The 21,186-nt window shown below is 73.4% G+C and carries 23 protein-coding genes; 14 read left to right on the plus strand and 9 right to left on the minus strand.

Annotation, left to right across the window (positions count from 1 at the left end; all coding sequences use genetic code 11):
- The first annotated feature begins 48 nt into the window (after positions 1 to 48).
- Entirely contained in the window at positions 49 to 519 is a 471-nt protein-coding gene (locus AB0H75_RS21710) for a pyridoxamine 5'-phosphate oxidase family protein (protein ID WP_367798753.1), read from the plus strand.
- Between the two features lie 27 nt (positions 520 to 546).
- Here the strand turns inward: AB0H75_RS21710 and AB0H75_RS21715 are convergent, their stop codons facing one another.
- On the minus strand, positions 547 to 1,386 hold the full coding sequence (locus tag AB0H75_RS21715) for a helix-turn-helix transcriptional regulator (RefSeq protein ID WP_367798755.1): 840 nt from the start codon (positions 1,384 to 1,386) through the stop codon (positions 547 to 549).
- A gap of 103 nt (positions 1,387 to 1,489) precedes the next feature.
- Between AB0H75_RS21715 and AB0H75_RS21720 the strand changes: the two genes are divergently transcribed.
- The 6 genes from AB0H75_RS21720 (at position 1,490) to AB0H75_RS21745 (ending at position 8,315) form a co-directional block, all read left to right on the plus strand.
- Complete coding sequence (locus AB0H75_RS21720) at positions 1,490 to 2,197, plus strand: SDR family oxidoreductase (RefSeq protein ID WP_367798757.1); 708 nt, start codon at positions 1,490 to 1,492, stop codon at positions 2,195 to 2,197.
- Positions 2,198 to 2,437: 240 nt separating this feature from the next.
- On the plus strand, positions 2,438 to 4,267 hold the full coding sequence (locus tag AB0H75_RS21725) for an ABC transporter substrate-binding protein (protein WP_367798759.1): 1,830 nt from the start codon (positions 2,438 to 2,440) through the stop codon (positions 4,265 to 4,267).
- A gap of 62 nt (positions 4,268 to 4,329) precedes the next feature.
- The gene (locus AB0H75_RS21730) at positions 4,330 to 5,358 is read left to right on the plus strand and encodes an ABC transporter ATP-binding protein (RefSeq protein WP_367798761.1); all 1,029 of its coding nucleotides are present in this window, start codon (positions 4,330 to 4,332) and stop codon (positions 5,356 to 5,358) included.
- Positions 5,358 to 6,356: an ABC transporter ATP-binding protein gene (locus AB0H75_RS21735; protein ID WP_367799041.1), complete on the plus strand. Its 999-nt coding sequence runs from the start codon at positions 5,358 to 5,360 to the stop codon at positions 6,354 to 6,356. Before AB0H75_RS21730 ends, AB0H75_RS21735 begins: the two co-directional genes overlap by 1 nt.
- 22 nt (positions 6,357 to 6,378) lie before the next feature.
- Positions 6,379 to 7,353 (plus strand): ABC transporter permease, encoded by a 975-nt coding sequence (locus AB0H75_RS21740; protein WP_367798763.1) that lies wholly within the window; start codon positions 6,379 to 6,381, stop codon positions 7,351 to 7,353.
- Positions 7,353 to 8,315, plus strand: coding sequence for an ABC transporter permease (locus AB0H75_RS21745; RefSeq protein WP_367798765.1), 963 nt, complete (start codon positions 7,353 to 7,355; stop codon positions 8,313 to 8,315). The genes AB0H75_RS21740 and AB0H75_RS21745 overlap by 1 nt, the downstream gene beginning before the upstream one ends.
- 13 nt (positions 8,316 to 8,328) lie before the next feature.
- Here the strand turns inward: AB0H75_RS21745 and AB0H75_RS21750 are convergent, their stop codons facing one another.
- From AB0H75_RS21750 to AB0H75_RS21760, 3 genes are all read right to left on the minus strand, one after another.
- Positions 8,329 to 8,805: a hypothetical protein gene (locus AB0H75_RS21750; protein WP_367798767.1), complete on the minus strand. Its 477-nt coding sequence runs from the start codon at positions 8,803 to 8,805 to the stop codon at positions 8,329 to 8,331.
- Positions 8,806 to 8,889: 84 nt separating this feature from the next.
- A complete protein-coding gene (locus AB0H75_RS21755) occupies positions 8,890 to 9,531 on the minus strand; it encodes a DinB family protein (RefSeq protein WP_367798769.1) in 642 nt (213 codons plus the stop codon).
- A gap of 39 nt (positions 9,532 to 9,570) precedes the next feature.
- On the minus strand, positions 9,571 to 10,155 hold the full coding sequence (locus tag AB0H75_RS21760; RefSeq protein ID WP_367798771.1) for a dienelactone hydrolase family protein: 585 nt from the start codon (positions 10,153 to 10,155) through the stop codon (positions 9,571 to 9,573).
- A gap of 126 nt (positions 10,156 to 10,281) precedes the next feature.
- Here AB0H75_RS21760 and AB0H75_RS21765 point away from each other — a divergent pair, with 126 nt between their 5' ends.
- Positions 10,282 to 10,539 (plus strand): CocE/NonD family hydrolase C-terminal non-catalytic domain-containing protein, encoded by a 258-nt coding sequence (locus tag AB0H75_RS21765; protein ID WP_367798773.1) that lies wholly within the window; start codon positions 10,282 to 10,284, stop codon positions 10,537 to 10,539.
- 182 nt (positions 10,540 to 10,721) lie between these two features.
- Positions 10,722 to 11,357: a hypothetical protein gene (locus AB0H75_RS21770; RefSeq protein WP_367798775.1), complete on the plus strand. Its 636-nt coding sequence runs from the start codon at positions 10,722 to 10,724 to the stop codon at positions 11,355 to 11,357.
- A 31-nt stretch (positions 11,358 to 11,388) separates the two neighbouring features.
- On the opposite strand, the gene AB0H75_RS21775 is transcribed toward AB0H75_RS21770, so the two are convergent.
- Positions 11,389 to 12,693 (minus strand): RIP metalloprotease, encoded by a 1,305-nt coding sequence (locus tag AB0H75_RS21775; RefSeq protein ID WP_367798777.1) that lies wholly within the window; start codon positions 12,691 to 12,693, stop codon positions 11,389 to 11,391.
- 346 nt (positions 12,694 to 13,039) lie between these two features.
- Here AB0H75_RS21775 and AB0H75_RS21780 point away from each other — a divergent pair, with 346 nt between their 5' ends.
- Positions 13,040 to 13,837: a methyltransferase domain-containing protein gene (locus AB0H75_RS21780; protein ID WP_367798779.1), complete on the plus strand. Its 798-nt coding sequence runs from the start codon at positions 13,040 to 13,042 to the stop codon at positions 13,835 to 13,837.
- Between the two features lie 59 nt (positions 13,838 to 13,896).
- Here the strand turns inward: AB0H75_RS21780 and AB0H75_RS21785 are convergent, their stop codons facing one another.
- Positions 13,897 to 14,691, minus strand: coding sequence for a DUF1206 domain-containing protein (locus AB0H75_RS21785; protein ID WP_367798780.1), 795 nt, complete (start codon positions 14,689 to 14,691; stop codon positions 13,897 to 13,899).
- A 227-nt stretch (positions 14,692 to 14,918) separates the two neighbouring features.
- On the opposite strand from AB0H75_RS21785, the gene AB0H75_RS21790 reads away from it, so the two are divergent.
- Positions 14,919 to 15,386: a hypothetical protein gene (locus tag AB0H75_RS21790; protein ID WP_367798782.1), complete on the plus strand. Its 468-nt coding sequence runs from the start codon at positions 14,919 to 14,921 to the stop codon at positions 15,384 to 15,386.
- A gap of 30 nt (positions 15,387 to 15,416) precedes the next feature.
- Here the strand turns inward: AB0H75_RS21790 and AB0H75_RS21795 are convergent, their stop codons facing one another.
- From AB0H75_RS21795 to AB0H75_RS21805, 3 genes are read right to left on the minus strand one after another with little or no spacing between them, the layout of a single operon-like run.
- Positions 15,417 to 16,331: an SDR family oxidoreductase gene (locus AB0H75_RS21795; RefSeq protein WP_367798784.1), complete on the minus strand. Its 915-nt coding sequence runs from the start codon at positions 16,329 to 16,331 to the stop codon at positions 15,417 to 15,419.
- A gap of 54 nt (positions 16,332 to 16,385) precedes the next feature.
- Entirely contained in the window at positions 16,386 to 18,194 is a 1,809-nt protein-coding gene (locus AB0H75_RS21800; RefSeq protein WP_367798786.1) for an alpha/beta fold hydrolase, read from the minus strand.
- Positions 18,191 to 18,772: a TetR/AcrR family transcriptional regulator gene (locus AB0H75_RS21805; protein WP_367798788.1), complete on the minus strand. Its 582-nt coding sequence runs from the start codon at positions 18,770 to 18,772 to the stop codon at positions 18,191 to 18,193. The genes AB0H75_RS21800 and AB0H75_RS21805 overlap by 4 nt, the downstream gene beginning before the upstream one ends.
- A 97-nt stretch (positions 18,773 to 18,869) precedes the next feature.
- Here AB0H75_RS21805 and AB0H75_RS21810 point away from each other — a divergent pair, with 97 nt between their 5' ends.
- The 3 genes from AB0H75_RS21810 (at position 18,870) to AB0H75_RS21820 (ending at position 21,164) form a co-directional block, all read left to right on the plus strand.
- Positions 18,870 to 20,168 (plus strand): NAD(P)/FAD-dependent oxidoreductase, encoded by a 1,299-nt coding sequence (locus AB0H75_RS21810; RefSeq protein WP_367798790.1) that lies wholly within the window; start codon positions 18,870 to 18,872, stop codon positions 20,166 to 20,168.
- On the plus strand, positions 20,165 to 20,644 hold the full coding sequence (locus tag AB0H75_RS21815) for a GNAT family N-acetyltransferase (protein ID WP_367798791.1): 480 nt from the start codon (positions 20,165 to 20,167) through the stop codon (positions 20,642 to 20,644). Before AB0H75_RS21810 ends, AB0H75_RS21815 begins: the two co-directional genes overlap by 4 nt.
- A 79-nt stretch (positions 20,645 to 20,723) precedes the next feature.
- Positions 20,724 to 21,164, plus strand: a complete 441-nt coding sequence (locus AB0H75_RS21820) for an SRPBCC family protein (protein WP_367798794.1) — start codon at positions 20,724 to 20,726, stop codon at positions 21,162 to 21,164.
- Positions 21,165 to 21,186: the final 22 nt, after the last annotated feature.

Here is a 21,186-nt window from a genome sequence, read left to right on the forward strand (position 1 = left end):
AGGCGTGTCCGGCCGCGCCGGGCCCGCGGGGCGTGCGAGGATGCCGGCATGGAGCCGTGGGGAACGCGTTCTGCACGCGAGGGTCACCTCGAGGTCCTGGGCCGCGACGCCTGCCTGGCGCTGCTGGCCGCCGTCACCGTCGGCCGCCTCGCCTGGCCCGCGCCGGGCGGCCGGCCGGAGGTCGTGCCCGTCAACTTCGTGCTGGACGGCGGCGACCTGGTCTTCCGCATCTCCCGGCGCGGCGGCGAGATCACCGCGGTCGAGCACGGGGTGCCGCTGTCGTTCGAGGCCGACGACCTGGAGCCCGCCCTGCGCGTGGGCTGGAGCGTGCTGGTGAGCGGCCGGGCCGCGGTCGTCACCGGCGCCGCGGAGATCCGCCGCCTGGAGGAGCTGGCCGGCGCGCCGTGGGTGGCGCTGCCCGAGCCGGTCTTCGTCCGGCTGCGGGCCGAGGAGGTCACCGGCCGCCGCCTGCCGCTGCACCCGGGCGGCGTCACCGTCGAGAGCCCCGGGCAGGGCTGACCCGGCCGCGCGGCGGGCCCGCGCGGGTCAGCCGGCGAACGACTGCGTGCCGAGGACGGTCACCAGGGCCAGCCGCTCGGCGTCCTCGCTGCCCGGCTCGGCCGTGTAGACCATGATGCGCAGGTCGCTGCCGGCGACCGTCAGCACGTCGCAGTCCAGCGTCAGCGGGCCCACCTGCGGGTGGAGGATGGTCTTGCGGCCGGAGGCGTGATGGCCGACGGCGCCGGAGTCCCACAGCCCGGCGAAGCGCGCGCTGCCGGCGCGCAGCTCCGCGACCAGCCGCCGCAGCCGCTGGTCGGCCGGGTAGCGGTCGGCCGTGGCACGCAGGTCGGCGACCAGCGCCTCCTCGAACGCGGCCAGCGACTCCGGCGTGTGCCTGACCCGGCCGCCGCCGCCGAGGAAGTGCCGCCACACGCTGTTGCGCTCGTGGCCGCGCCACCCGGACGGGTCGCCCATCAGCGCCGCGTACGGCGGGTTCGCCAGCAGCAGCGTCCAGGACGCGTCGTAGACCGCGACGGGCGTGCCGGCCAGCCGGTCCAGCATCCGCTGCACGCTCGGGGTGATGAACGCCGGCACCGTCTGCGGCCCCGGCGGCGCCAGCCCGGCCAGCCGGAACAGGTGTGCCCGCTCGGCCGCCGACAGCCGCAGCGCCCGGCCCAGCGCCTCGACGACCTGCGCCGACGGGTGGGCGGCGCGGCCCTGTTCGAGGCGGGTGACGTACTCGACGGAGATGCCCGCCAGCAGGGCCAGCTCCTCCCTGCGCAGCCCCGGCGCGCGCCGCCGCCCGCCCGCGGGCAGCCCGGCCGCCTCCGGCGTGGCCCGCTCACGCCACCGCCGCACCGCCTGCCCGAACTCGCCCGCCGTCATGCCGCCAAGTCTGCCGCACTCCGCCCCGTTTTACCTGGTACCGGCAGTCCCAGGACCGCGGGTGGCATGGCTGCCGGCCCCGGCCGGGCGGGACGGTGGAGGCATGACGACGACCCTCATCACCGGGGCCAACAAGGGCCTCGGATTCGAGACCGCCCGCCGGCTCGTGGCCGCCGGGCATACCGTGTACCTCGGCAGCCGCGACCCCGGGCGGGGCCGGCGCGCCGCCGACGCCCTGGGCGCCCGCCCGCTCGTCCTCGACGTCACCGACGACGCCTCCGTGGCCGCCGCGGCCAGGACCGTCGAGGCCGACGGCGGGCTCGACGTGCTGGTCAACAACGCCGGCATCGAGGCGCGCACGGCGGGCAACGGCGTGCCCACCGCCGAGGAGACGACCGCCGAGCAGATGCGCGAGCTGTTCGAGACCAACGTCTTCGGGCTCGTCCGGGTCACCCGTGCCTTCCTGCCGCTGCTGCGCCGCTCGGCCGCCCCGGTCGTGGTCAACGTCAGCAGCGGCCTGGCCTCGCTGGCGAGGATGAGCACCGAGGGCACCCTCGGGTACGCCTACCCGGGGGTGGCGTACCCGGCGTCGAAGGCGGCGGTCAACATGATCACCGTCCAGTACGCCAAGGCGTTCCCCGGCATGCGGATCAACGCGGTCGAGCCCGGCTTCACCGCCACCGACCTGAACGGGCGCACCGGCACCCAGACCGTCGAGGAGGGCGCCGAGATCATCGTCCGCATGGCGCAGGTGGGCCGGGACGGCCCGACCGGCGGCTACTTCGACGCGGCGGGCCCCCTCCCCTGGTGAGGACCCGCGCGGCCCGCTGACCAGCGATGCACGCCAGGATGTCGCGATTTTCCGACATCTTCGGCACGAAATCCGTATCACTGTGTCATCGCGCGTCTCCAACGTTTCCGTAACCAGGCTCGACAGCCCCCCACCCCGAGGAGGTTGCTGGAGGCAGCAAACGTGGGGCGCGCCCCGCGGCCACGGCGCGCGCCCCACTCGCCAGCCACATGGACTCCATCTCGGCACGAGGGAGGGCAGATGGCCAGCTTGCGCCATCTCAGCATGATCGTGGCGGCGGCGGCAACCATGATCGCCACCGTCTCCTGCGCGACGGAGACCGGGTCGAACCGGTCCGCGCCCCCGTCCGCGACGCAAGGCACCGGACAGCCCGTGACCGGCGGGACGCTGCGGCTGGTCGGCAGCGGCGACGTCGACCACCTCGACCCGACCAGCGCCTATTACACCGTCACCAACGGCCTGATCCGCGGCTACGCCCGCCAGCTCTTCGCGCTGCGCGGCGTGCCGGCCGGCACGGACACGACCAAGGGCTTCGAGCTGGTCCCCGACGTCGCGAGCGAGCTGCCCACCACGGACAACGGCGGGCTGAGCGCGGACAGGCTCACCTACACGATCAAGCTGCGCGACGGCGTGCAGTGGGACACCCAGCCGCCCCGCCAGGTGACGGCGGGCGACTTCGTGCGCGGGTTCAAGCGGCTGTGCAACCCGGTCGCGGGGGCCGGGGCGCCCGGCTACTACACCAGCACCATCAAGGGCATGGCCGAGTACTGCGACGCCTACGCCGGCGCGTTCAAGAAGGCCAAGCCCACCGCGCAGGCGCTGGCCGCCTTCCAGAACGGCCACGACATCGCCGGCGTCCAGGCCAAGGACGACAAGACCCTCGTCTTCACCCTCACCCAGCCGGCCGGCGACTTCCTCAACATCCTGTCGCTGAACTTCTCCTCGGCCGCCCCCGCCGAGTACGACCAGTACGTCCCCGACGACGCCACCTTCCGCCAGCACGTGATCTCCAACGGCCCCTACAAGATCGCCTCGTACGTGGCCACCAAGTCCATCCGGCTGGAGCGCAACCCGGCGTGGAAGCAGGAGTCGGACCCGATCCGGCACCAGTACGTCAACGCCGTCGAGGTCAAGATGGGCGTCGCCGAGCCGGACGCCGTGCAGCAGCAGATCGAGGCCGGCAGCGCCGACCTGGCCTGGGACCTGCCGGTGCCCACCTCGCAGATCCCGCGGCTGAAGTCCGGCGACCCGAACTTCCACATCTTCCCCGGCGCCGTGACCAACCCGTACCTGGTCTTCAACCTGCAGAGCAAGAACGAGAACGGCGCGATGGGCAAGCTCAAGGTCCGCCAGGCCATCGAGTACGCCATCAACAAGGTCGCCATCGCCAAGATCTACGGTGGCGCGGACGTGGCGGTGCCGCTGCACACCGCGATCCCGCCGGGCAACATCGGCTACCAGGAGTACAACCCGTACCCGACGCCGGGCGACCAGGGCGACCCGGCCAAGTGCAAGCAACTGCTGTCCGAGGCCGGCTACCCCAACGGCCTGACCCTCATCGGGGCCTACCGCAACGCGGGCAACCACCCGGCCAACTTCCAGTCGTACTCGGCCGACCTCAAGGCGTGCGGCATCACGGTCAAGGGCCTGCCGGTGCGCCAGGGCGACTACTACGGCGCGTTCCTGCAGAACCCGTCCATCGCCAAGGACAGCAAGTGGGACATCTCGGCTCCCGGCTGGGTCCCCGACTGGTACGGCAACAACGGCCGCGCCACCATGCAGCCGCTGTTCCAGACCAACTGCGCCCCCGGCACCAGCAACTACGGCTGCTACAGCAACCCCAAGGTGGACGACCTGATCAAGCGGGCGCTCACCGAGACCGACACCGCGAAGGCGTCGGCGCTGTGGCACCAGGCCGACCAGGCCGTGATGGCCGACGCGGTGATCGTGCCGTTCAACAACCAGAACACGCCGATCTACCAGAGCAAGCGGGTGCGGAACGCCCTCTACCTGCCGGCGTTCCAGCTCTACGACATCACCAACCTCTGGCTGCAGCCGAACACCCCGTGACCGGCGACGCGCGGCGGGCCGCCCCCACCGGAGCGGCCCGCCGGGCGTGACGAGGGAGACACATGAGCCTGCTCGAGGTGACGGACCTCCGGGTGTCCTTCCCCACGTCGGACGGCGTGGTGCAGGCGGTCAGGGGGCTGTCGTTCACCATCGGCCGCGGCCGGACGCTGGCGATCGTCGGCGAGTCCGGCAGCGGCAAGACCGTGAGCACCCAGGCCGTCCTCGGCCTCACCCCGGGTGCCGACATATCAGGAACCGCCCTGTTCGAGGGCGTCGATCTGCTCAAGCTCGACGCCGAGCAGCTCCGCCGCGTCCGCGGCGCCGAGATCAGCGTCGTCTTCCAGGACCCGCTGACCAGCCTGCACCCGCTCTACAAGGTCGGCTGGCAGATCGAGGAGCTGATCCGCGTCCACCAGCCGGAGGTCACCAGGGCCGCCGCCCGGCGGCGCGCGGTGGAACTGCTCGGCCTGGTCGGCATCCCGCGCCCGGACCGGCGCGTGGACGACTACCCGCACCAGTTCTCCGGCGGGATGCGCCAGCGGGCGATGATCGCCATGGCGCTCGCGCTCAACCCCAAGCTCATCGTGGCCGACGAGCCGACCACCGCGCTCGACGCCACCGTCCAGGCGCAGATCCTGGAGCTCATCGGCCGGGTGCAGGCCGAGTTCGACATCGCGCTCCTGCTCATCACCCACGACCTCGGCGTGGTGGCCGGCATCGCCGACGAGGTCCTGGTCATGTACGCCGGGCTCGTGGTCGAACGCGCCGACCGGCGCACGCTCTACTACCGCCCGCACCACCCCTACACCAAGGGCCTGCTGGAGTCGCTGCCGGGCAGCACCGGCGACCGCGGCGGGCGGCTGCGCCCCATCCCGGGCTCGCCGCCCAGCCTCATCGCCGTCCCGGGCGGCTGCGCCTTCCACCCGCGCTGCCCGTACGCGATGCCGGTCTGCCTGGCCGAGCGCCCGCCGCTGGCCCCGGTCACCGGCGGCGGGCCCGGGCACGCCTCGGCCTGCTGGCTGCCGCACGAGGCGGTCGGGCTGGGCGCGGCGGCCGAGGAACTGCGCACGAGGGCGAAGGAGGACGCGTGATGCTGCTGGAAGTGGACGGCCTGGTCAAGCACTTCCCGATCACCACCGGCGCGATCGTCAAGCGCGCCGTCGGCCAAGTGCGGGCCGTGGACGGCGTCACCCTCGCCCTGGCCGCGGGCCAGACGCTGGGCCTGGTCGGCGAGACCGGCTGCGGCAAGTCCACGCTGGCCCGGTGCGTGGCCGGGCTCTACCCGGTCACCGCCGGCACGGTGCGCTTCGACGGCCAGGACATCACCAACCTGCCCCGGCGGCGCATGCGCCCCCACCGCCGCGACATCCAGGTCATCTTCCAGGACCCGTACGGCTCGCTGAACCCGCGCCGCCGGGTCGGCTCGATCATCGCCGACCCGCTCGTCATCCACCGGGTGATGAGCGGCGAGGAGCTGCGCCGCACCGTGCAGGAGCTGATGGAGCGGGTCGGGCTCAACCCCGAGCACTACAACCGCTTCCCGGCCGAGTTCTCCGGCGGGCAGCGCCAGCGCATCGGCGTGGCCAGGGCACTCGCGCTGAAGCCCCGCCTGATCATCTGCGACGAGCCGGTGTCCGCGCTGGACGTGTCGATCCAGGCGCAGATCCTCAACCTGCTCAAGGACCTCCAGGACGACTTCGGGCTGACGTACCTGTTCATCGCGCACGACCTGTCGGTGGTGCGGCACATCAGCGACCGCATCGCCGTCATGTACCTGGGGAAGATCGTCGAGCTGGCGGAGGCGGACGAGCTGTACGAGGCGCCGCGGCACCCGTACACCGCGGCGCTGCTGTCGGCCACCGCCGTCGCCGACCCCGACGAGGCCGAGCGCCGGCAGCGCGTCATCCTCACCGGCGACGTGCCCTCGCCCATCGACCCGCCCCCGGGCTGCCGCTTCCACCCGCGCTGCCCCAAGGCGCAGCAGGTCTGCGCGGAGCGGGAGCCCGAGCTCGAACGCAAGCAGCACCTCGTGGCCTGCCACTTCCCCGTCGCGGCCGGCGAGGACCTGACCGCCGGGAGGCCCGCATGACCCGCACCGCCGGGAGGCCCGCATGACCCTCACCGAGCTGCGGCCGGACCTCGTCACCGATCGCGGCATCGCCGGCCGCAGCCCCTGGCAGCTCGCCTGGCGGCGGATCAGGACCGACCGGGTGGCGCTGGTCTCCGGCGTCGTGGTGATCCTGCTGGGCGCGCTGGCGCTGGCCGCCCCGCTGATCGCCGCCTGGAACGGCCACGACCCCGACGTGCAGTTCCGCGACACCGGCATCACCGCCGAGGGCCTGCCGGTCGCGCCGAGCGGCGAGTTCTGGTTCGGCACCGACCGGCTCGGCCGCGACCTGTTCGTCCGCGTCCTGTACGGGGCCCGCGTCTCGCTGCTGGTCGGCGTGGTCGCCACCGGCCTGGCCGGGCTGGTCGGCGTGGTCGTCGGGCTGCTGGCCGGCTACTACGGGGGAGCGGTCGACACGATCCTGTCCCGGCTCATGGACGTCGTGCTGTCGTTCCCGTACCTGATCTTCGCGATCGCGGTCGTGTCCATCGCCGGGCCGTCGCTGAGCGCCACGATCGGGGTGATCGCGTTCTACTCGTGGGCGGCGATCGCCCGCGTCGTACGCGGGCAGACGCTCTCGCAGAAGGAACGCGAGTACGTCGAGGCCGCCCGGTCGATGGGCGCCGGCGACCTGCGGATCATGTTCGTGGACATCCTGCCCAACCTGCTCGCGCCCGTCATCGTGCTGACCACCCTGCTCATCCCGGTCGCCATCGTCTTCGAGTCGACGCTGTCCTACCTGGGGCTCGGCATCACCCCGCCCACCCCGTCCTGGGGCAACCTGCTCAGCGAGGCGCAGGGCTTCTACCGGGTGGCCTGGTGGTACCTCGGCTTCCCCGCCGCCGCGCTGCTGATCACCACGCTCGCCTTCAACCTGCTCGGCGACGGCATCAGGGACGCCATCGACCCGCGCACGGAGCGGCTGTTCAGCCGGCGCGGCAAGGCCGCCCGCCGCCGCCGCGCACCCAAGGAGGACTGATGCTGCGCGCGTTCCTGCTGCGCAGGACCCTGCTCGGCCTGCTCGTGTTGTGGCTGGTCACGCTCGGCACATTCCTGCTGTTCTTCGTCGCTCCCGGCGACCCCGCCCGCACCCTCGCCGGCCGGCAGGCCACGCCCGAGCAGGTCGAGCTGGTGCGCCACAACCTCGGCCTCGACCGGCCGGTGCTCCTGCAGTACCTGGACTACCTGGGGCGGCTGGTGCGCGGCGACCTCGGCACGTCGTACTTCTCCGGCGAGCCGGTCGGCAAGCTGCTGGCCCAGGACTTCCCGCCGACGTTCTCGCTCGTGCTCGGCGGGGCGGTGCTGTGGCTGGCGCTCGGCATCGGGACGGGCGTGCTCAGCGCCACCCGGGCGCGCTCGCTGCTGGACCGGGCGCTGACGGTGCTCGCGCTGGCGGGCGTGTCGATGCCGACGTTCGTCGTCGGGCTGCTGCTGCTGTACTTCCTGTTCTTCCAGCTCACCATGGCGGGGGCGCCGATCCTGCCGCCCGACTCGTACGTGCCGTTCTCCGACGGCCCCGGCGAGTGGGCCCGCCACCTCATCCTGCCCTGGATCACGCTGGCCTTCGTCCAGGCCGCCTCCTACACCCGGCTCACCCGCGGCTCCCTGCTGGACATCCTCGGCGAGGACTACATCCGCACCGCCCGCGCCAAGGGCGTCCCGGAGCGGCGGGTGATCTACCGGCACGGGCTGCGGGCCGCGCTCACCCCCGTGGTGACACAGCTCGGCGTGGACGTCGGCACGCTCATCGGCGGCGTCGTGGTCACCGAGTCGGTGTTCGGGCTGGGCGGGATCGGGCAGGCCGTGGTGCAGGCGTTCGTCAGCGGCGACCTGCCGGTCATCATGGGCGTGGTCATCCTCGCCACGACCGCCGTCGTCGTCGCCAACCTGCTGGTGGACGTCGCCTACGGCCTGCTCGACCCGCGCATCCGGCTGGCCTGAGCGGGCTCCGGGGTCACCGCGGCACCAGGGGCCGGGCGGCGCGGCGCACGCGGCGGGCGCGGTGCGCCGCCAGCTCCCGCACCACGTCCGCCCTGGCTCCCTCGTGCCGCGGGGCGCTGGTCTCGGCGGCCATGAGGTCGGCGTACAGGCGCCGCCCCTTGGTCCGCACCGCCTCGGCGTAGGCGGGATCGACGAGGTCGAGCATGGCCGCGCCGAGCATCCAGCGCGACCGCCAGCGCGCCACGGCGAGGCCGCGCTCGGCGCCCGTCCCGGCCGCGTGCAGGTCGGCCCGCAGGTCGGCGACGGCGGTGATGAGATCCAGCGTCGCCCGGCGGGCGTGCTCCTCGCGCAGCGCGTGCGACCTGCTCCGCCAGCCGATCGCCGCCGTGCACACGGCCAGTGCCACGATGCCCGCCGTGAGGATCCCGGCCCCGCCCCAGGGAGTGGCCACGCTTGCCCAGGCGCCCGTCCAGGTGATGTCTGCACGCATGGTCGGAACCTACGGCCTGCGGCTTCAACAGCGGATCAAGCGCACGTTCATAAACGATCAAGTTCCCGCGGGCGGGCCGGCCGGTCAGCCCATGCTCTTCGCGCCGTCCAGGGACTCGCGGATGATGTCGGCGTGACCGGCGTGCTGGGCGGTCTCGGCGAGGATGTGCATCAGGACGCGGCGGGCCGACCACCGCTCTCCCTCCGGGAACCAGGGGGCCCTCGGCAGCGGCTGGTCGGCGTCCAGGTCGGGCAGGCCGGCCACCAGCTCGTCGGTGCGGCGGGCCACCTCGGCGTAGGCGTCGAGGAGGCCGGCCAGCGTCTCGCCGGGCAACATCCGGAAGCCGTCGGCGTACTCGGCCTGGGCGGCCTCGGACATGGCGGTGAAGTCGCCCATCGCCGAGGGCCCCTTCACGATGAAGTCCGCCCAGTTGCGCTCGGTCGCGGTGACGTGCTTGATCAGGCCGCCGAGGCACAGCTCGCTGGCGGTGGTGCGCCGGGCGGCCTGCTCGTCGGTGAGGTCGCGGGTGGTGAAGCGCAGGTAGTGCCGCTGCTTGGCCAGCACCGCCAGCAGGTCGGCCCGCTCGCCGGTGAGAGCCGGCGCGCCCGTGGTCCGTGCCGTGGTCCCCGTCGTGGTCTGCGTCGTGGTCTGCGTCGTGGTCTCGTGCGCCATGATCTCGTCCTCCGTGGTCGTGTCCAGCGGGTCGGGAACCACACTAGGAGCCATTGCGGCCGAGACCTTTCCGCGATTGCCGGCCGGCGGCCGTCAATCTCGCGGGTCGAGCTCGGCGAGGAAGCCGAGCGCGACGGACCAGGCCCGCTCGGCGGCCTCGGCGTCGTGGTCGGGCAGGCCGGGGTCGGTGAACAGGTGCCCGGCGCCCGGGTAGGGGAAGACCTCCACGTCGGCCCCGGCCCGGCGCATCCGCAGGTACCAGGCGTTGAGCCAGTCGGCCGGCTCGTAGGTGTCGGGGTCGGCGACGTGGAGCTGCACCGGCAGGCCGTCGGCCGAGGCGTCGTCGGCCATGTCGGACGTGCCGTGCATCAGCAGCAGCCCGCGCGCCTGCTCGTCGGCGAGCGCCAGGTTCTGGGCGAGCGCCGCGCCGAGCGAGAGACCCGCGTAGACCAGGCCGCCGGCCGACAGCGGCGCCGCCGCGGCCACGGCCCGCTTCAGCAGCTCGTCGCGGCCCAGCTCCTCCTTGATCGCGATGCCCTCCTCGGGCGTGCCGACCACCCGGCCGTCGTACAGGTCGGGGACGTGCACCTCGTGCCCGGCCGCCCGCAGCCGGTCGGCGGCCTGGTGGACGGCGGGCCGCAGCCCGTACATGGAGTGCAGGAGGAGAACGCGTGCCACGCGCCCAAGCTTAGTGGCCCTCGCCGGCCAGATAGAGGCCGAGCCTCCCGGTGGAGGCCGATCCGCCGTGATGGAGCCGCAGGAGGGGTAGCCGGTCTCCGCCCGCTGCGGCCGGTGATGGCGGGCGTGCCGGCGCGGTCGCTGAGCCGCCAGGCGCCGCTGACGGCGGGTAAGTCGTACCAGATCACCTGGAGGATGCTGCCGCAGGACTACGAGTTCAAGGCCGGGCACCGGCTGGGCCTGGTGCTGACCGGCACCGACGACGACTTCAACGCCGGCGAGGACGGCACCGGCACCGGAGCCAAGGTCACCGTCGACCTGGCAGGCACCGCGATCTCGCTGACGCTGGTCACCGGAACGCCCCTCACGTACCAGCAGGATTGATCGCGCGTACGGGTCACGGCTCGTGCCGCCAGGAAGCACCACCTCGGCGTGGGTGAGCGCGAAGCCGTGCCGTCGTGGGCGTGACCTGCCGGTCAGGCCAGTCCCTCACCGTTGCCGGGGCGTGATCAAGGTGTGTCAGGATTCTGCGGCCTGTCCCCTTTGAGGAGGAATCCGTTGTGGACATGGAGGGCAAGACGGTCTTCCTGCGGCGCACCGGGGTGCTGCAGTACGGCAAGCCCGTCAAGGGCGGCACGGGAACCGTCGCCGCCGCCGACCTGCGCAGTACGTACATCCCGCACGAGGGCCCCGTCTTCAACGGCATGGACGATCTGCTGGGGGACGAGCGCACGATCACCGTCGGCAGGTACAGCTACAGCAAGGGCATCAAGCTGTTCGGCGCGACGCGGAAGGGCAAGAGCTGGGTCAAGTTCAAGCGTCCCGTCCCCGGCGGCCTCAGCGGCAGGTACAGCCAGGACGTGAACGCGGCCGAGCCCGCGACGCTGCAGGTCCTCATCAAGCACGGCGAGCGGTCGGGCCGGACCTACAAGGGCGCGGTCGAGGAGGCCGCCCTGTGGAAGGCGTCACCCTGGTTCCGGGCCACCACGCTCGTCAAGCCCGAGGACGGCACGCTGCAGTACGAGCTCACCCTGGGGGCCGACGGCCTGCCCCAGCGGCTCGTCACCTCCTACCTGGCCAAGGAACACTGGGCGGAGAGCCTGGTCAACGACGATGTCATCACCATCGACACCCGTTACACGGGCTGGGGCGGCAAGGTCCACGTGACGGTCCCTCCCAAGAGCCAGATCCAGACAGGCTGACCGGGGTGCCGTTGATCAACGAGGCGACCGATCAATTCGTCAGCGTGAGCGGGTTGACCAGGTCGGCGTAGACCAGCAGACCTGCCATGATCATCATGACCAGCGCAGCCGCGTACGTCAGTGGCAACACCCTGGCGATGTCGACGTGCTTGGGCTTCGGCCGCCCCATGATCTTGGCGTGGGCCCGTTTGACGCCCTCCCAGAGCCCGCCCGCGATGTGCCCGCCGTCGAGCGGCAGCAGCGGGATGAGGTTGAACATGCCGATCGCCAGGTTGAAGCCGGCCAGCAGGTTGACGAAGGTGGCGATCTTCTCTTCGCCGGACAGGTCGGAGGCCAGGATCTCGCCACCCAAGCGGCCCGCGCCGACCATGCCCACCGGGCCCTCGGGGTCGCGTTCCTCACCGGAGAAGGCCGCGTGCCAGACGCCGACCATCTTCTCCGGCAGGTTGAAGATCGAGCCCGCCACCTTGGCCGCCACCCCGCCCATGTAGCCGGCCACCTGGCCGACGCTCTGCCGCTCCATCACCTCGGTGGGCCGCACGCCGAGGAAGCCGACGTTCCTGTCGGTCTTCCCGGGGTCTTCGAGGTCGGGCCGGTCCTGGGCGATGAGGGTGACGTCGAACGTCATCGGCTTGCCGTCACGTACGATGCCGAGCTCGACCGGGCCGGCGCCGTGGGAGCGGATCAGGCGCTCGGCGTCTTCCCAGGAGCCGATCGTGGCGCCGTCGAAGGAGACCATGCGGTCGCCCGGCTTGAGGCCCGCCTGCGCGGCCGGGGTGGGCCGATCACCGGGCTCGCAGGCGGCGCGCTGCTCGGAGACGGGGATCACGCACGTTTCGGTGGCGGGCGAGACGATCGGGGCCTCGGTGGGCAGACCGATGCCGACCAGCAGGACGGTGAAGAAGACGAACGCCAGCACGAAGTTCATCAACGGCCCGCCGGACATGATGATGACCTTCTGCCACCACTTCTTGCGGTAGAAGACGCGGTTTTCGTCGCCTGGACGCACCTCTTCCAGCGCGGCCTCGCGGGCGGACTCGATCAACCCCTGGAAAGGTCCTGTCGCCGTGCTCCTGACCTTGGCGGAATCCTCTCCCGGTCGCGGCGGCAGCATGCCGATCATGCGGATGTAGCCGCCGAACGGAATCCACTTGATGCCGTATTCGGTCTCACCCTTGCGCCGGGACCACGCGGTCGAGCCGAAGCCCACCATGTACTGGGTCACCTTGACGCCGAAGAGTTTGGCCGGCACCAGGTGGCCGAGCTCGTGCAACGCGATGGAGATCATCAAGCCGAGAAGGAAGAGGATGATCCCCACGACGTAGAGCCAGTCCATCTAGGGCGCTCCTCAGCAGGCGACATGGACAGATGCGAAGACCGAGACCAAAGGCACGAAGCCTCAATGTAGTGGAATCGCTCGATCCGGGTGGTCAAGGCCGGTGAGGTCGTGGTCATGGTCGACGCGCGTCATCCGCGATCGTCTCGGCGGAGATCACCTGCTCCTTGCCGGCCGGCGTCGGCAGCGAGGTCCGCGCGTGCGACGACACGATCAGTCAGCGCTGGGTGACGCCGTTCCACGGGGGCGTCCGCTACGGCATGACCAACGCCTGGAGCGGCCTGGCCGCCACGGTGAAGGGTCCGGTCGTCAACGGGCGCGTGCCCGCGCGGCGACAATGGGGACCATGTCCCATGATCCGCGGCTGCGGGAGACCTTCGACGAGGCGGCGGCCACCTACCAGGACGCGCGCCCCGACTACCCGGCCGAGCTGTACACCGACCTGCTCGCGCTCACGGCGCTCGCGCCGCCCGCGCGCCTGCTCGAAGTCGGGTGCGGCCCGGGCAAGGCCACGCTGCCGCTGGCGCGGGCGGGTTTCACGATCACCGCGATCGAGCTCGGCGCCGCGCTGGCGGCCGAGGCGCGCCGCCGCCTCGCCGGGTTCGCCGGGGTCTCGGTGATCACGTCCTCGTTCGAGGGCTGGGAGCCGCCGGAGGGGGACCGCTTCGACCTCGTGTACGCGGCCACGGCCTGGAAGTGGGTGGACCCGGCGGTCAAGTACGCCAAGGCGGCCGCGCTGCTCGCCGAGGGCGGCCACCTGGCCGTGTGGAACGCCGACCACGCCTTCCCGGCCGGTTTCGACCCGTTCTTCACCGAGATCCAGCGCGTCTACGACGAGCTCGGCGAGGGCGACGGCAGCCCGTGGCCCCCGCCGCCGCCCGAGGAGTGGCCCGATCCGGCCGCCGCCGAGTTCGAGGGCTCGGGGCACTTCGCGGTGACCGCGACCCGGCGCTACGTCTGGGCGCTGCGTTACACCGCGGAGGAGTACATCGCGCTGCTCGACACGTTCTCCGGCCACATCGCCATGCACCCGGCCAAGCGGGCGCACCTCTACGGGGAGGTGCGCCGCCGCCTCGCCGCCCGCCCGGACGGCCGGCTCACCCGCCACTGGTCGGTCGTCCTCACCGTCGGCCGCCGCCTGTGAGGCACACGACTCGCCCCCGGGCCGTCCGCGCGGCCCGGGGGCGGGGGAGACGGGACGGGTCAGGTGCGGCGCCAGCGGGCCTCGCCCAGGCAGTACACGCCGAACAGCACCAGGCCCAGCGCCACCACGACCAGCAGCCAGGGCCCGGCGGGGGTGTCGGCGAACGCCCGGAGCGTGGCGTCGATGCCGCCCGCCTTGTCCGGGTCGGCGGTGATGGCCGCCTGGACGACGAAGACGCCGGCCAGGGCGGCGATCAGGCCACGGGCCAGGTAGCCGGCCAGGCCGAGCCGGCTCATCATCGCGCTCGCGCGCGGCGGCATCGGCTTGAGGTGCTCGCGGAACTGCTTCTTGATGCCGTACCGCATCCAGTAGACGCCCAGCGCGATGATGCCGAGCCCGATCAAGCCGACGATGAACGGGCCGCCGGGCAGATCGAGCAGCTTGGCCGTCACGTCCCGCGAACGCTCGTCGTCGGAATTGGTGTGGCCGGTCAGCAGCATGGTCAGCAGCGCCGTGCAGATGAAGGCGTAGACGACGACCCGGCTGATCGGCTCGACACGGTCCTTGAGCCGGTGAGCCTTGAAGATCGCCTCACTGGCCTGCCAAATGATCAGGGCGGCGAAACCCACCACCATGATCCATAAGATCACGGCGCCGAACGGCAGCGACGCCACCTTGCCGATCGCCCCGTTCTTGTCGGCCTCGCGGCCGCCGTTGCCGCCCAGGGCGATCTGGATCGCCAGCACGCCGATCAGTCCGTACAACAGCGCGCGGCAGACCAGGCCGACGCGCGTGAGCCTGTCCATCGCCGGGCTGTTCGTCGCCCGGCGGGCCATGGCTTGGGTCTCGCTCATGGAGTCCTCCGGCAATCCGATGGAAGACCATCGAAGTGCCCCATATGGCGATCCCTAGACCCTCCACCGGCCCACAGCCGTTCTCACCAGCGGTTATCCGGCCGGCGCGGGCCGCCGGCCCCGGCATGATCACGACCGTGCACGGTGGCGGCCCGGCGGACGTAGGATCGGCGCCGGACGACGTTCGCACGACCGCCGGCATGGCGACGGCCGGGACGGGAGCCCGCATGACCGTGACCCCCGCGCAGCTGCGCGCCCTCGCGGGCCGCGCCGACGCGCTCACCGCCGAGGTGCGCGACCTGCTCCGCGGTGCCCCTCCCGGGACGCCGGAGCACGACCATCTCGCCGCGGCCCGGCAGGCCGCCGGGCTGCTGTCCCGCGGCGCCGAGGACCTGCGGCTCGCGGCCGGCGAGCTGGCCAGGCTCCACGTCCAGCCGTGCGGCATGCCGTGGGGGGTCTGCCCCGAGCACGGCAACACGCTCTCCAGCCGCGCCGGGATCTCCACGTGCCGGGTCTGCCGCCGGGAGTGGAGCGGAGACCGGCTCGGCCGTCCGTGCGAGGAGCCGGTGACGTGGAAGGTCGTCGACCGGGTCGGCACCGAGACGAGGATGTGCGACGGGCACGTCCTCGGCGCGCGGGCGGCGGTCGCCGGCGCCACGTTCATCCGCCTGGAGGAGGCCGGCGCCCACCAGTGACCGCGCCGCCGGTGACCGCGCCGGGGATTGTCAGCGGTAGCCGGTGGCGTCCGCGGGCAGGCCCTTGTCCTGCACCTCGACCATGTAACGCCAGCAGTCCGGCCGCGACCCGTCCACGTCGGTGAAGCCGTACTCGCGGGCCAGCCGCCCGCTGGACAGCGACTGCCCGCTCCACCGCGTCACCTCCGGGTCCGCGGCCAGCGCGGCCACCGCCCGGCCGACGTAGCGGGGCGACTCGGAGATCACGAAGTGCGGCTCGCGGGCGGTCGCCTCGCGCCAGTTCTCCTCCGTCACCCCGAACAACTCCAGCATCAGCTCCGAACGCAGCCAGCCCGGCGTCAGCGTCACCGCCGCGCACCCGTACGGCCGCAGCTCGTGCGCCTGCGCGAACCCGAGCCGGATGACGGCGCTCTTGGCGTGGTCGTAGAAGAAGGAGACGCGGTAGTTGTGGTCGTTGTACTCCTTGGTGCCGTCGGTCACCTCCACCACCAGCCCGCCCGGCCGCCGGATCAGCAGCGGCAGCAGGTGGTGGCTGGTGATGACGTGCGTGTCGATCGCGAGGCGGAGCAGCCGCAGCCCGGCCTCCAGGTCGTGCTCCCACAGCGGCGTGTCCCACTGCGCGAGGTGCTCCCCGCCCCAGATGTCGTTGACCAGGACGTCCAGGCGCCCGTGGTCGCGGCCGACGCGCTCGGCCAGGGAACGCACCTGCCCGGGGTCCAGATGGTCCACCTGGATCGGGATGCCCGTCCCGCCCGCCTCGTTCACCAGCTCCGCCGTCTCCTCGATGGTCTCGGGGCGCCCGCTCTCCGACCGGCTCTCGCGGGTGGTGCGGCCGGTCACGTACACGGTCGCGCCGGCCGCCCCCAGCTCCACCGCGATGCCCCGCCCGGCGCCGCGCGTGCCTCCGGCGACCAGCGCCACCCTGCCCTGCAACGTGTTGCTCATGAACCGGCACCGTAGAACGGAAAGCCGACAACGGCTGTCATCTTTTCCCGGACGTCAGCTCTTTCCCGCCGCGTCCCGGATGGCGCGGGCGACCTCCTCCGGGTGCGTGAGCTGCGGATGGTGTCCCGCGCCCGCGATGACGGTCACCCGGGCCCGGGGGAGCGCGGCCAGCAGCTCGCGGCCCTCCGGGGTGAGCGGGTCGTGCTCGCCCACGACGACGTGCAGCCGCCCCTCGTGGCGGCGCAGCCGCTCCCGCAGCGCGGCCCGCCACCGCGGGCTGCCGGCCTCGGCCAGCGCGCGGGCGGTGCGCGCCGCCACGCCGGGCCGCCGCAGGTCGGCCACGCTCGATTGGAGCGCGCCCGCGTGCCCGGCGTCCCCGGTGAGCCGCCGCGCCAGCGCCTCCGCCGTGACCCGTCCCAGGTACAGGCGGGTCGCGGGGGCCCACGACGCCGTGCGGGCCTGCAGGAAGAACGGCGAGACGAGCGTGAGCAGCCCGGCCCCGGCCGCCGCCTCCAGCGCCACCGCCGCGCCGATCGAGTGCCCCACCAGGTGCCGGACGCCCCCGGCCACCAGCGCCGCCGCCCACGACCCCCAGCCGGCGCGCCCGCCGCCGCTCATCCCGAGCCCGGGCAGGTCGGCGACCCGCACGTCACCCAGGGACGCGGCCACCGCCGCCCACGTGTCGGCGTTGACCGGCAGGCCGGGCAGCACCACGGCCGGCGCGCCCGCCGGGCCCAGCTCGAACGTCCGCACCCCGCCGGGCGCCGTGAACCGCCGCCCGCCCGTGCCCGCCCCCGCCCCCGTGCCCGCCCCCGCGCCCGTCTCGGTGTCCGCCTCCCCGAACCGGTGCGCCGCGAGCTGGTCGGCCCAGCTCAGGATCGCGGCGACGGTGCCCGGCGGGGTGAGCCCGTGGCGGGCGGCGAGCGCCGCCGCCGGCCCGGTGGGGTAACGCTCCTCCGACAGGAACGTCAGCGTCTCGGGGTCGGTCCTGGTGACCCGCGCGGGCAACCGCCTGATGAGCGGCACCGGCACCCGCAGCCGCGGCACCGGCACCTGGTAGTGCCGGGCGACGAGCGTGAGGAGGTCCGGCAGCGCGGGCGTCCGGTCGTCCAGCACCCAGTACGCCTGCCGCACCGTCCCCGGGTCCTCCGGCAGCACGGCCATGAACCGCGCGAGGTACCCGGCCTCGACCACCGGCACGAACGTCCGCCCGCTCCCGGGCAGCGCGGCCATCCCGCCCCGCCACAGCTCCCGGAGGCTCGCCGCCAGCCCCAGGTACTGGCCGGGCCCGCCGATCACGCTCGACGGGTTGACGATCGACCAGGGCACGCCCAGCTCGTCCGCCTCCGCCTGGAGGACGGCGTCCGCCTCCGCCTTGGACGCCTCGTACGCGCCCAGCTCCCGATAGGCCGCCCGCCGCCGCTCCTCGCTCCAGGCCGCCGGGTCCTGCCCGCCCACCCGGTAACCGGACACGTGGACCAGCCGCCGCAGCCGGGGCAGCCGCGCCGCGAAGGCGACGATCGCGCGGGCGCTGTCCACGTTGGCCCGGCGGGCCTCCTCCTCCGTCATCCCGAACCGGTAGGCCCCGGCGCAGTTGTAGACCTCGGTGACGTCCTCCCAGCCGCCGTCCTCCCACTCGCCGCCCTCCAGCGGCGACGGGGCCGCGAAGTCCACCCGGACGCCGGCCGGAGCCGGCCCGTCGTACCCCTGACCGGCCAGCCACCGGACCAGCCGCGCGTACGACTCCGGGCTCCGCCAGGCCACGCTCACCCGCGCCCCGGCCCGGCCCAGCTCCAGGACCAGGGCGCGCCCGACGTACCCCGCCGCCCCGAACACCAGCGCGTGCCGCTCGCCCATGCTCATGCCTCCAGCAGCCGGGTGAGGGCCTGCGCGGCGCAGCGCATCGGCTCCACCGACCGCTGCGCCCGCGACACGATCATCGCGCCCTCGACCGTGCTCACCACGGCGGTGGCCAGCGTCCGGGCCTCGCCGGGGGCGTGGCCGCGCGCGGCGAGGTAGGCGGCGACCGGCTCGATCCAGGAGGCGTAGGCGTTCGCGCACGCCTCCCGCAGCCGCTCGCTCTGCCCGCCCATCTCCAGGGCGACCACCGAGACCGGGCAGCCGAGCTGGTAGTCGCTGTCGGCGAGCATCGCGGCCAGCACGCCGACCACCCGGCCGACCAGCTCGGCCGGCGGCCCGTCGGCCGCCTCCGTCACCAGGGCGCGGAAGCGCTCGGCGGCCAGCGCGACGGCCCGCTCGCCCAGCGCCTCCTTGCCCTCGGGGAAGTGGAAGTACAGCGACCCCTTGGGGGCTTGCGCGTGCTCGGTCACGGTGTTGAGCCCCGTGCCGCTGTAGCCGCGCGCCTGGATGAGCTCCAGCATCGACTCCACCAGCCGGGCGCTCGTCATGGCGCCCTTGGAGTTCTCCTTCGTCTTCGTCATGACGGACATAATAGACCGGTCTATATATTTTCTGACAAGAGAGGCATGGCGGGACCGGTGGCGGTCTGAACCCGGTGGCCAGGGGTAGGGCGACCTCATGAGCAGCGAGCGGAAGGCCACCGTCCTCGTCGTCGGAGCGGGCCTGGCCGGGCTGGCCTGCGCGGTCCACCTGCACGAGGCCGGCGTGGCGGTGCGGGTGCTGGAGGCGTCCGACGGCGTCGGCGGGCGGGTGCGGACCGACGTCGTGGACGGGTTCCGGCTCGACCGCGGCTTCCAGGTGTTCAACACTGCCTACCCCGAGGTACGGCGCGTCCTCGACCTCAAGGCCCTGGACGTGCGGCCGTTCGCCTCGGGCATGCTCGTGCAGGGCGAACGCGGCCGCTCCCGGGTGATGCTGCCCTGGCGGCACCCCCGGCACGCGCTCAGCGCGCTGCTGGCCGACGTCGGGTCGCTGCGCGACAAGGCCGCGCTGGCCCTCCTCACCGCCCGCGACCTGGCCCTGCCCGCCTCCCGCCTGCGGCGCGGCCGCGACCGGCGCACCGAGGACGAGCTGCGCGCCTGGCACGTCTCCCCGAGGATGATCGACGGCCTGCTGCGCCCGTTCCTCGCCGGCCAGCTCCTCGAAGGCGACCTGGAGACCTCCAGCCGGGTCTTCCACCTGTTCTGGCGGTGCTTCACGCGCGGCACGATCGGCGTGCCCGCGTTCGGCATGGGCGAGATGCCGCGGCAGCTCGCCGACCGGCTGCCGCCGGGCACCGTCACCTTCGGCGCCCGCGCCGCCCGCGTCGCCGGCGGCGGCGTGGAGCTGGACGGCGGCGGCACCGCCGAAGGCGACCTGGTGGTGGTCGCGGCCGACCCCGGGTCGGCGGGCGGGCTGCTGGGCGAGGTCGAGGCCCCGGCGATGCGCGCGGTGACCACCTTCTACCACGCCGCCCCGCGCTCGCCGCTGCGCGAGCCCGTCCTGGTCGTGGACGCCACCGGTGCGATCACCGACACCATCGTGCTCACCGACGCCGCCCCCACGTACGCGGCCGACGGGCGGGCGCTGATCGCCACCTCGGTCCTCGGCCTGGTCACCGACGAGCGGCCCGTACGCGAGCGGCTGACCGAGATCTACGGCGACACCTCGTCCTGGCAGCATCTGGCCACCTACCCGATCCCGTCGGCGCTGCCCGCGATGCCGCCGCCGCACCCGCTGCGCAGCCCGGTCCGGCTGCGCGCCGGGCTGTACGTGTGCGGCGACCACCGTGACACCGGCTCCCAGCAGGGCGCCCTCGTGTCGGGGCGGCGCGCGGCCGAGGCGGTGCTGGCCGACCTCGGCTCCCCGGCGCGCCGCCGCGCCGGGCGGAGCGCCGTCCCGTCCGTACGCGAGCGCCCGGAAGGTACGGGATCATGACACTCATGCCCATCAGGACCGCCCGCCCCGACGACCTGCCCGCCCTGCTGGACCTGGCCGTCGCCTTCTACGAGGAGGAGGGGTTCGCCACGCCCCCGGACGCGCTGCGCGCCAACCTCGCCACGCTGATCGCCGAGCCCGCCGCCCGGGTCGCGCTCGCCGAGCAGGAGGAGGAGGGGGAGGAGGGGGAGGAGGGGACGGCCGCGGGGTTCGCGATCACCACGACCACGTTCGGCCTGGAGACGGCGCTCTCCGCCGAGCTGCAGGACCTCTACGTGGCCCCGGCGGCACGGCGGCACGGCCTGGCCGGCGAGCTGATCGCCGACAGCCGGCGCTGGGCCGCCGCCCAGGGCTGCACCCTGCTGGAGATCGTCATCGCGCCCAACGGCGGCGACCCGCGCCACCTGCTCGGCTACTACCGCAGGCGCGGCTTCACGGACGAGGGCCGCCGCCTGATGAGCATGCCCCTGCCGTGAGCGGCGCCTCCTTGCGCCTGGACAACCGATCATCCTGCCGCCAAGCTGATACCCCCGTCCCGGCCGAACGAGGTGAGCGGTGCCCGAGACCCTGCTGCGCAACACCTTCCACGTCGCCGCCCCGCCCGCCGCCGTACGGGCGCACCTGAGCGAGCCGGCCAGCTACATCGGCCTGTCGCCGCTGGTGGTGGCGGTACGGAACGTGCGGCGCGAGCCCGGCCGGATCCGCTACACGAGCGTGGAACGCTTCCGCCTCCTCGGCTTCCTGCGCTACGACAACCCCGTCGAGGTCACGCTGCACCCGGCGGAGGACGGCGTCGCGGGCGAGGTGGACAGCCCGGGCGGCGTCCGGCTCGCCTACCGGTTCGGGCTGGCCGCCCGGCGCGGCGGCACCCAGGTGATCGACGAGATCCGGGTGCGGGCGGCGTTCGGCCCGCTGCTCCGCTACGCCGCCCGCAAGGCCCGCGAGGTGCAACTGGCCCGCGCCGACGTCCTCACCACCCGCGCCCCCACCCTCTGACCGCCTCACCCTCTCACCGCCC

This window comes from Nonomuraea sp. NPDC050783 (assembly GCF_040802095.1).
Classification (GTDB): Bacteria; Actinomycetota; Actinomycetes; order Streptosporangiales; family Streptosporangiaceae; genus Nonomuraea.

What these genes read in the sequence shown, in the direction of transcription:
- AB0H75_RS21710 (WP_367798753.1), top strand. Translation starts at nt 49, where the DNA reads ATGGAGCCGTGGGGAACGCGTTCTGCACGCGAGGGTCACCTCGAGGTC.
- AB0H75_RS21715 (WP_367798755.1), bottom strand. Translation starts at nt 1,386, where the DNA reads ATGACGGCGGGCGAGTTCGGGCAGGCGGTGCGGCGGTGGCGTGAGCGG.
- AB0H75_RS21720 (WP_367798757.1), top strand. Translation starts at nt 1,490, where the DNA reads ATGACGACGACCCTCATCACCGGGGCCAACAAGGGCCTCGGATTCGAG.
- AB0H75_RS21725 (WP_367798759.1), top strand. Translation starts at nt 2,438, where the DNA reads ATGGCCAGCTTGCGCCATCTCAGCATGATCGTGGCGGCGGCGGCAACC.
- AB0H75_RS21730 (WP_367798761.1), top strand. Translation starts at nt 4,330, where the DNA reads ATGAGCCTGCTCGAGGTGACGGACCTCCGGGTGTCCTTCCCCACGTCG.
- AB0H75_RS21735 (WP_367799041.1), top strand. Translation starts at nt 5,358, where the DNA reads ATGCTGCTGGAAGTGGACGGCCTGGTCAAGCACTTCCCGATCACCACC.
- AB0H75_RS21740 (WP_367798763.1), top strand. Translation starts at nt 6,379, where the DNA reads ATGACCCTCACCGAGCTGCGGCCGGACCTCGTCACCGATCGCGGCATC.
- AB0H75_RS21745 (WP_367798765.1), top strand. Translation starts at nt 7,353, where the DNA reads ATGCTGCGCGCGTTCCTGCTGCGCAGGACCCTGCTCGGCCTGCTCGTG.
- AB0H75_RS21750 (WP_367798767.1), bottom strand. Translation starts at nt 8,805, where the DNA reads ATGCGTGCAGACATCACCTGGACGGGCGCCTGGGCAAGCGTGGCCACT.
- AB0H75_RS21755 (WP_367798769.1), bottom strand. Translation starts at nt 9,531, where the DNA reads ATGGCTCCTAGTGTGGTTCCCGACCCGCTGGACACGACCACGGAGGAC.
- AB0H75_RS21770 (WP_367798775.1), top strand. Translation starts at nt 10,722, where the DNA reads ATGGAGGGCAAGACGGTCTTCCTGCGGCGCACCGGGGTGCTGCAGTAC.
- AB0H75_RS21775 (WP_367798777.1), bottom strand. Translation starts at nt 12,693, where the DNA reads ATGGACTGGCTCTACGTCGTGGGGATCATCCTCTTCCTTCTCGGCTTG.
- AB0H75_RS21780 (WP_367798779.1), top strand. Translation starts at nt 13,040, where the DNA reads ATGTCCCATGATCCGCGGCTGCGGGAGACCTTCGACGAGGCGGCGGCC.
- AB0H75_RS21785 (WP_367798780.1), bottom strand. Translation starts at nt 14,691, where the DNA reads ATGAGCGAGACCCAAGCCATGGCCCGCCGGGCGACGAACAGCCCGGCG.
- AB0H75_RS21790 (WP_367798782.1), top strand. Translation starts at nt 14,919, where the DNA reads ATGACCGTGACCCCCGCGCAGCTGCGCGCCCTCGCGGGCCGCGCCGAC.
- AB0H75_RS21795 (WP_367798784.1), bottom strand. Translation starts at nt 16,331, where the DNA reads ATGAGCAACACGTTGCAGGGCAGGGTGGCGCTGGTCGCCGGAGGCACG.
- AB0H75_RS21800 (WP_367798786.1), bottom strand. Translation starts at nt 18,194, where the DNA reads ATGAGCATGGGCGAGCGGCACGCGCTGGTGTTCGGGGCGGCGGGGTAC.
- AB0H75_RS21805 (WP_367798788.1), bottom strand. Translation starts at nt 18,772, where the DNA reads ATGACGAAGACGAAGGAGAACTCCAAGGGCGCCATGACGAGCGCCCGG.
- AB0H75_RS21810 (WP_367798790.1), top strand. Translation starts at nt 18,870, where the DNA reads ATGAGCAGCGAGCGGAAGGCCACCGTCCTCGTCGTCGGAGCGGGCCTG.
- AB0H75_RS21815 (WP_367798791.1), top strand. Translation starts at nt 20,165, where the DNA reads ATGACACTCATGCCCATCAGGACCGCCCGCCCCGACGACCTGCCCGCC.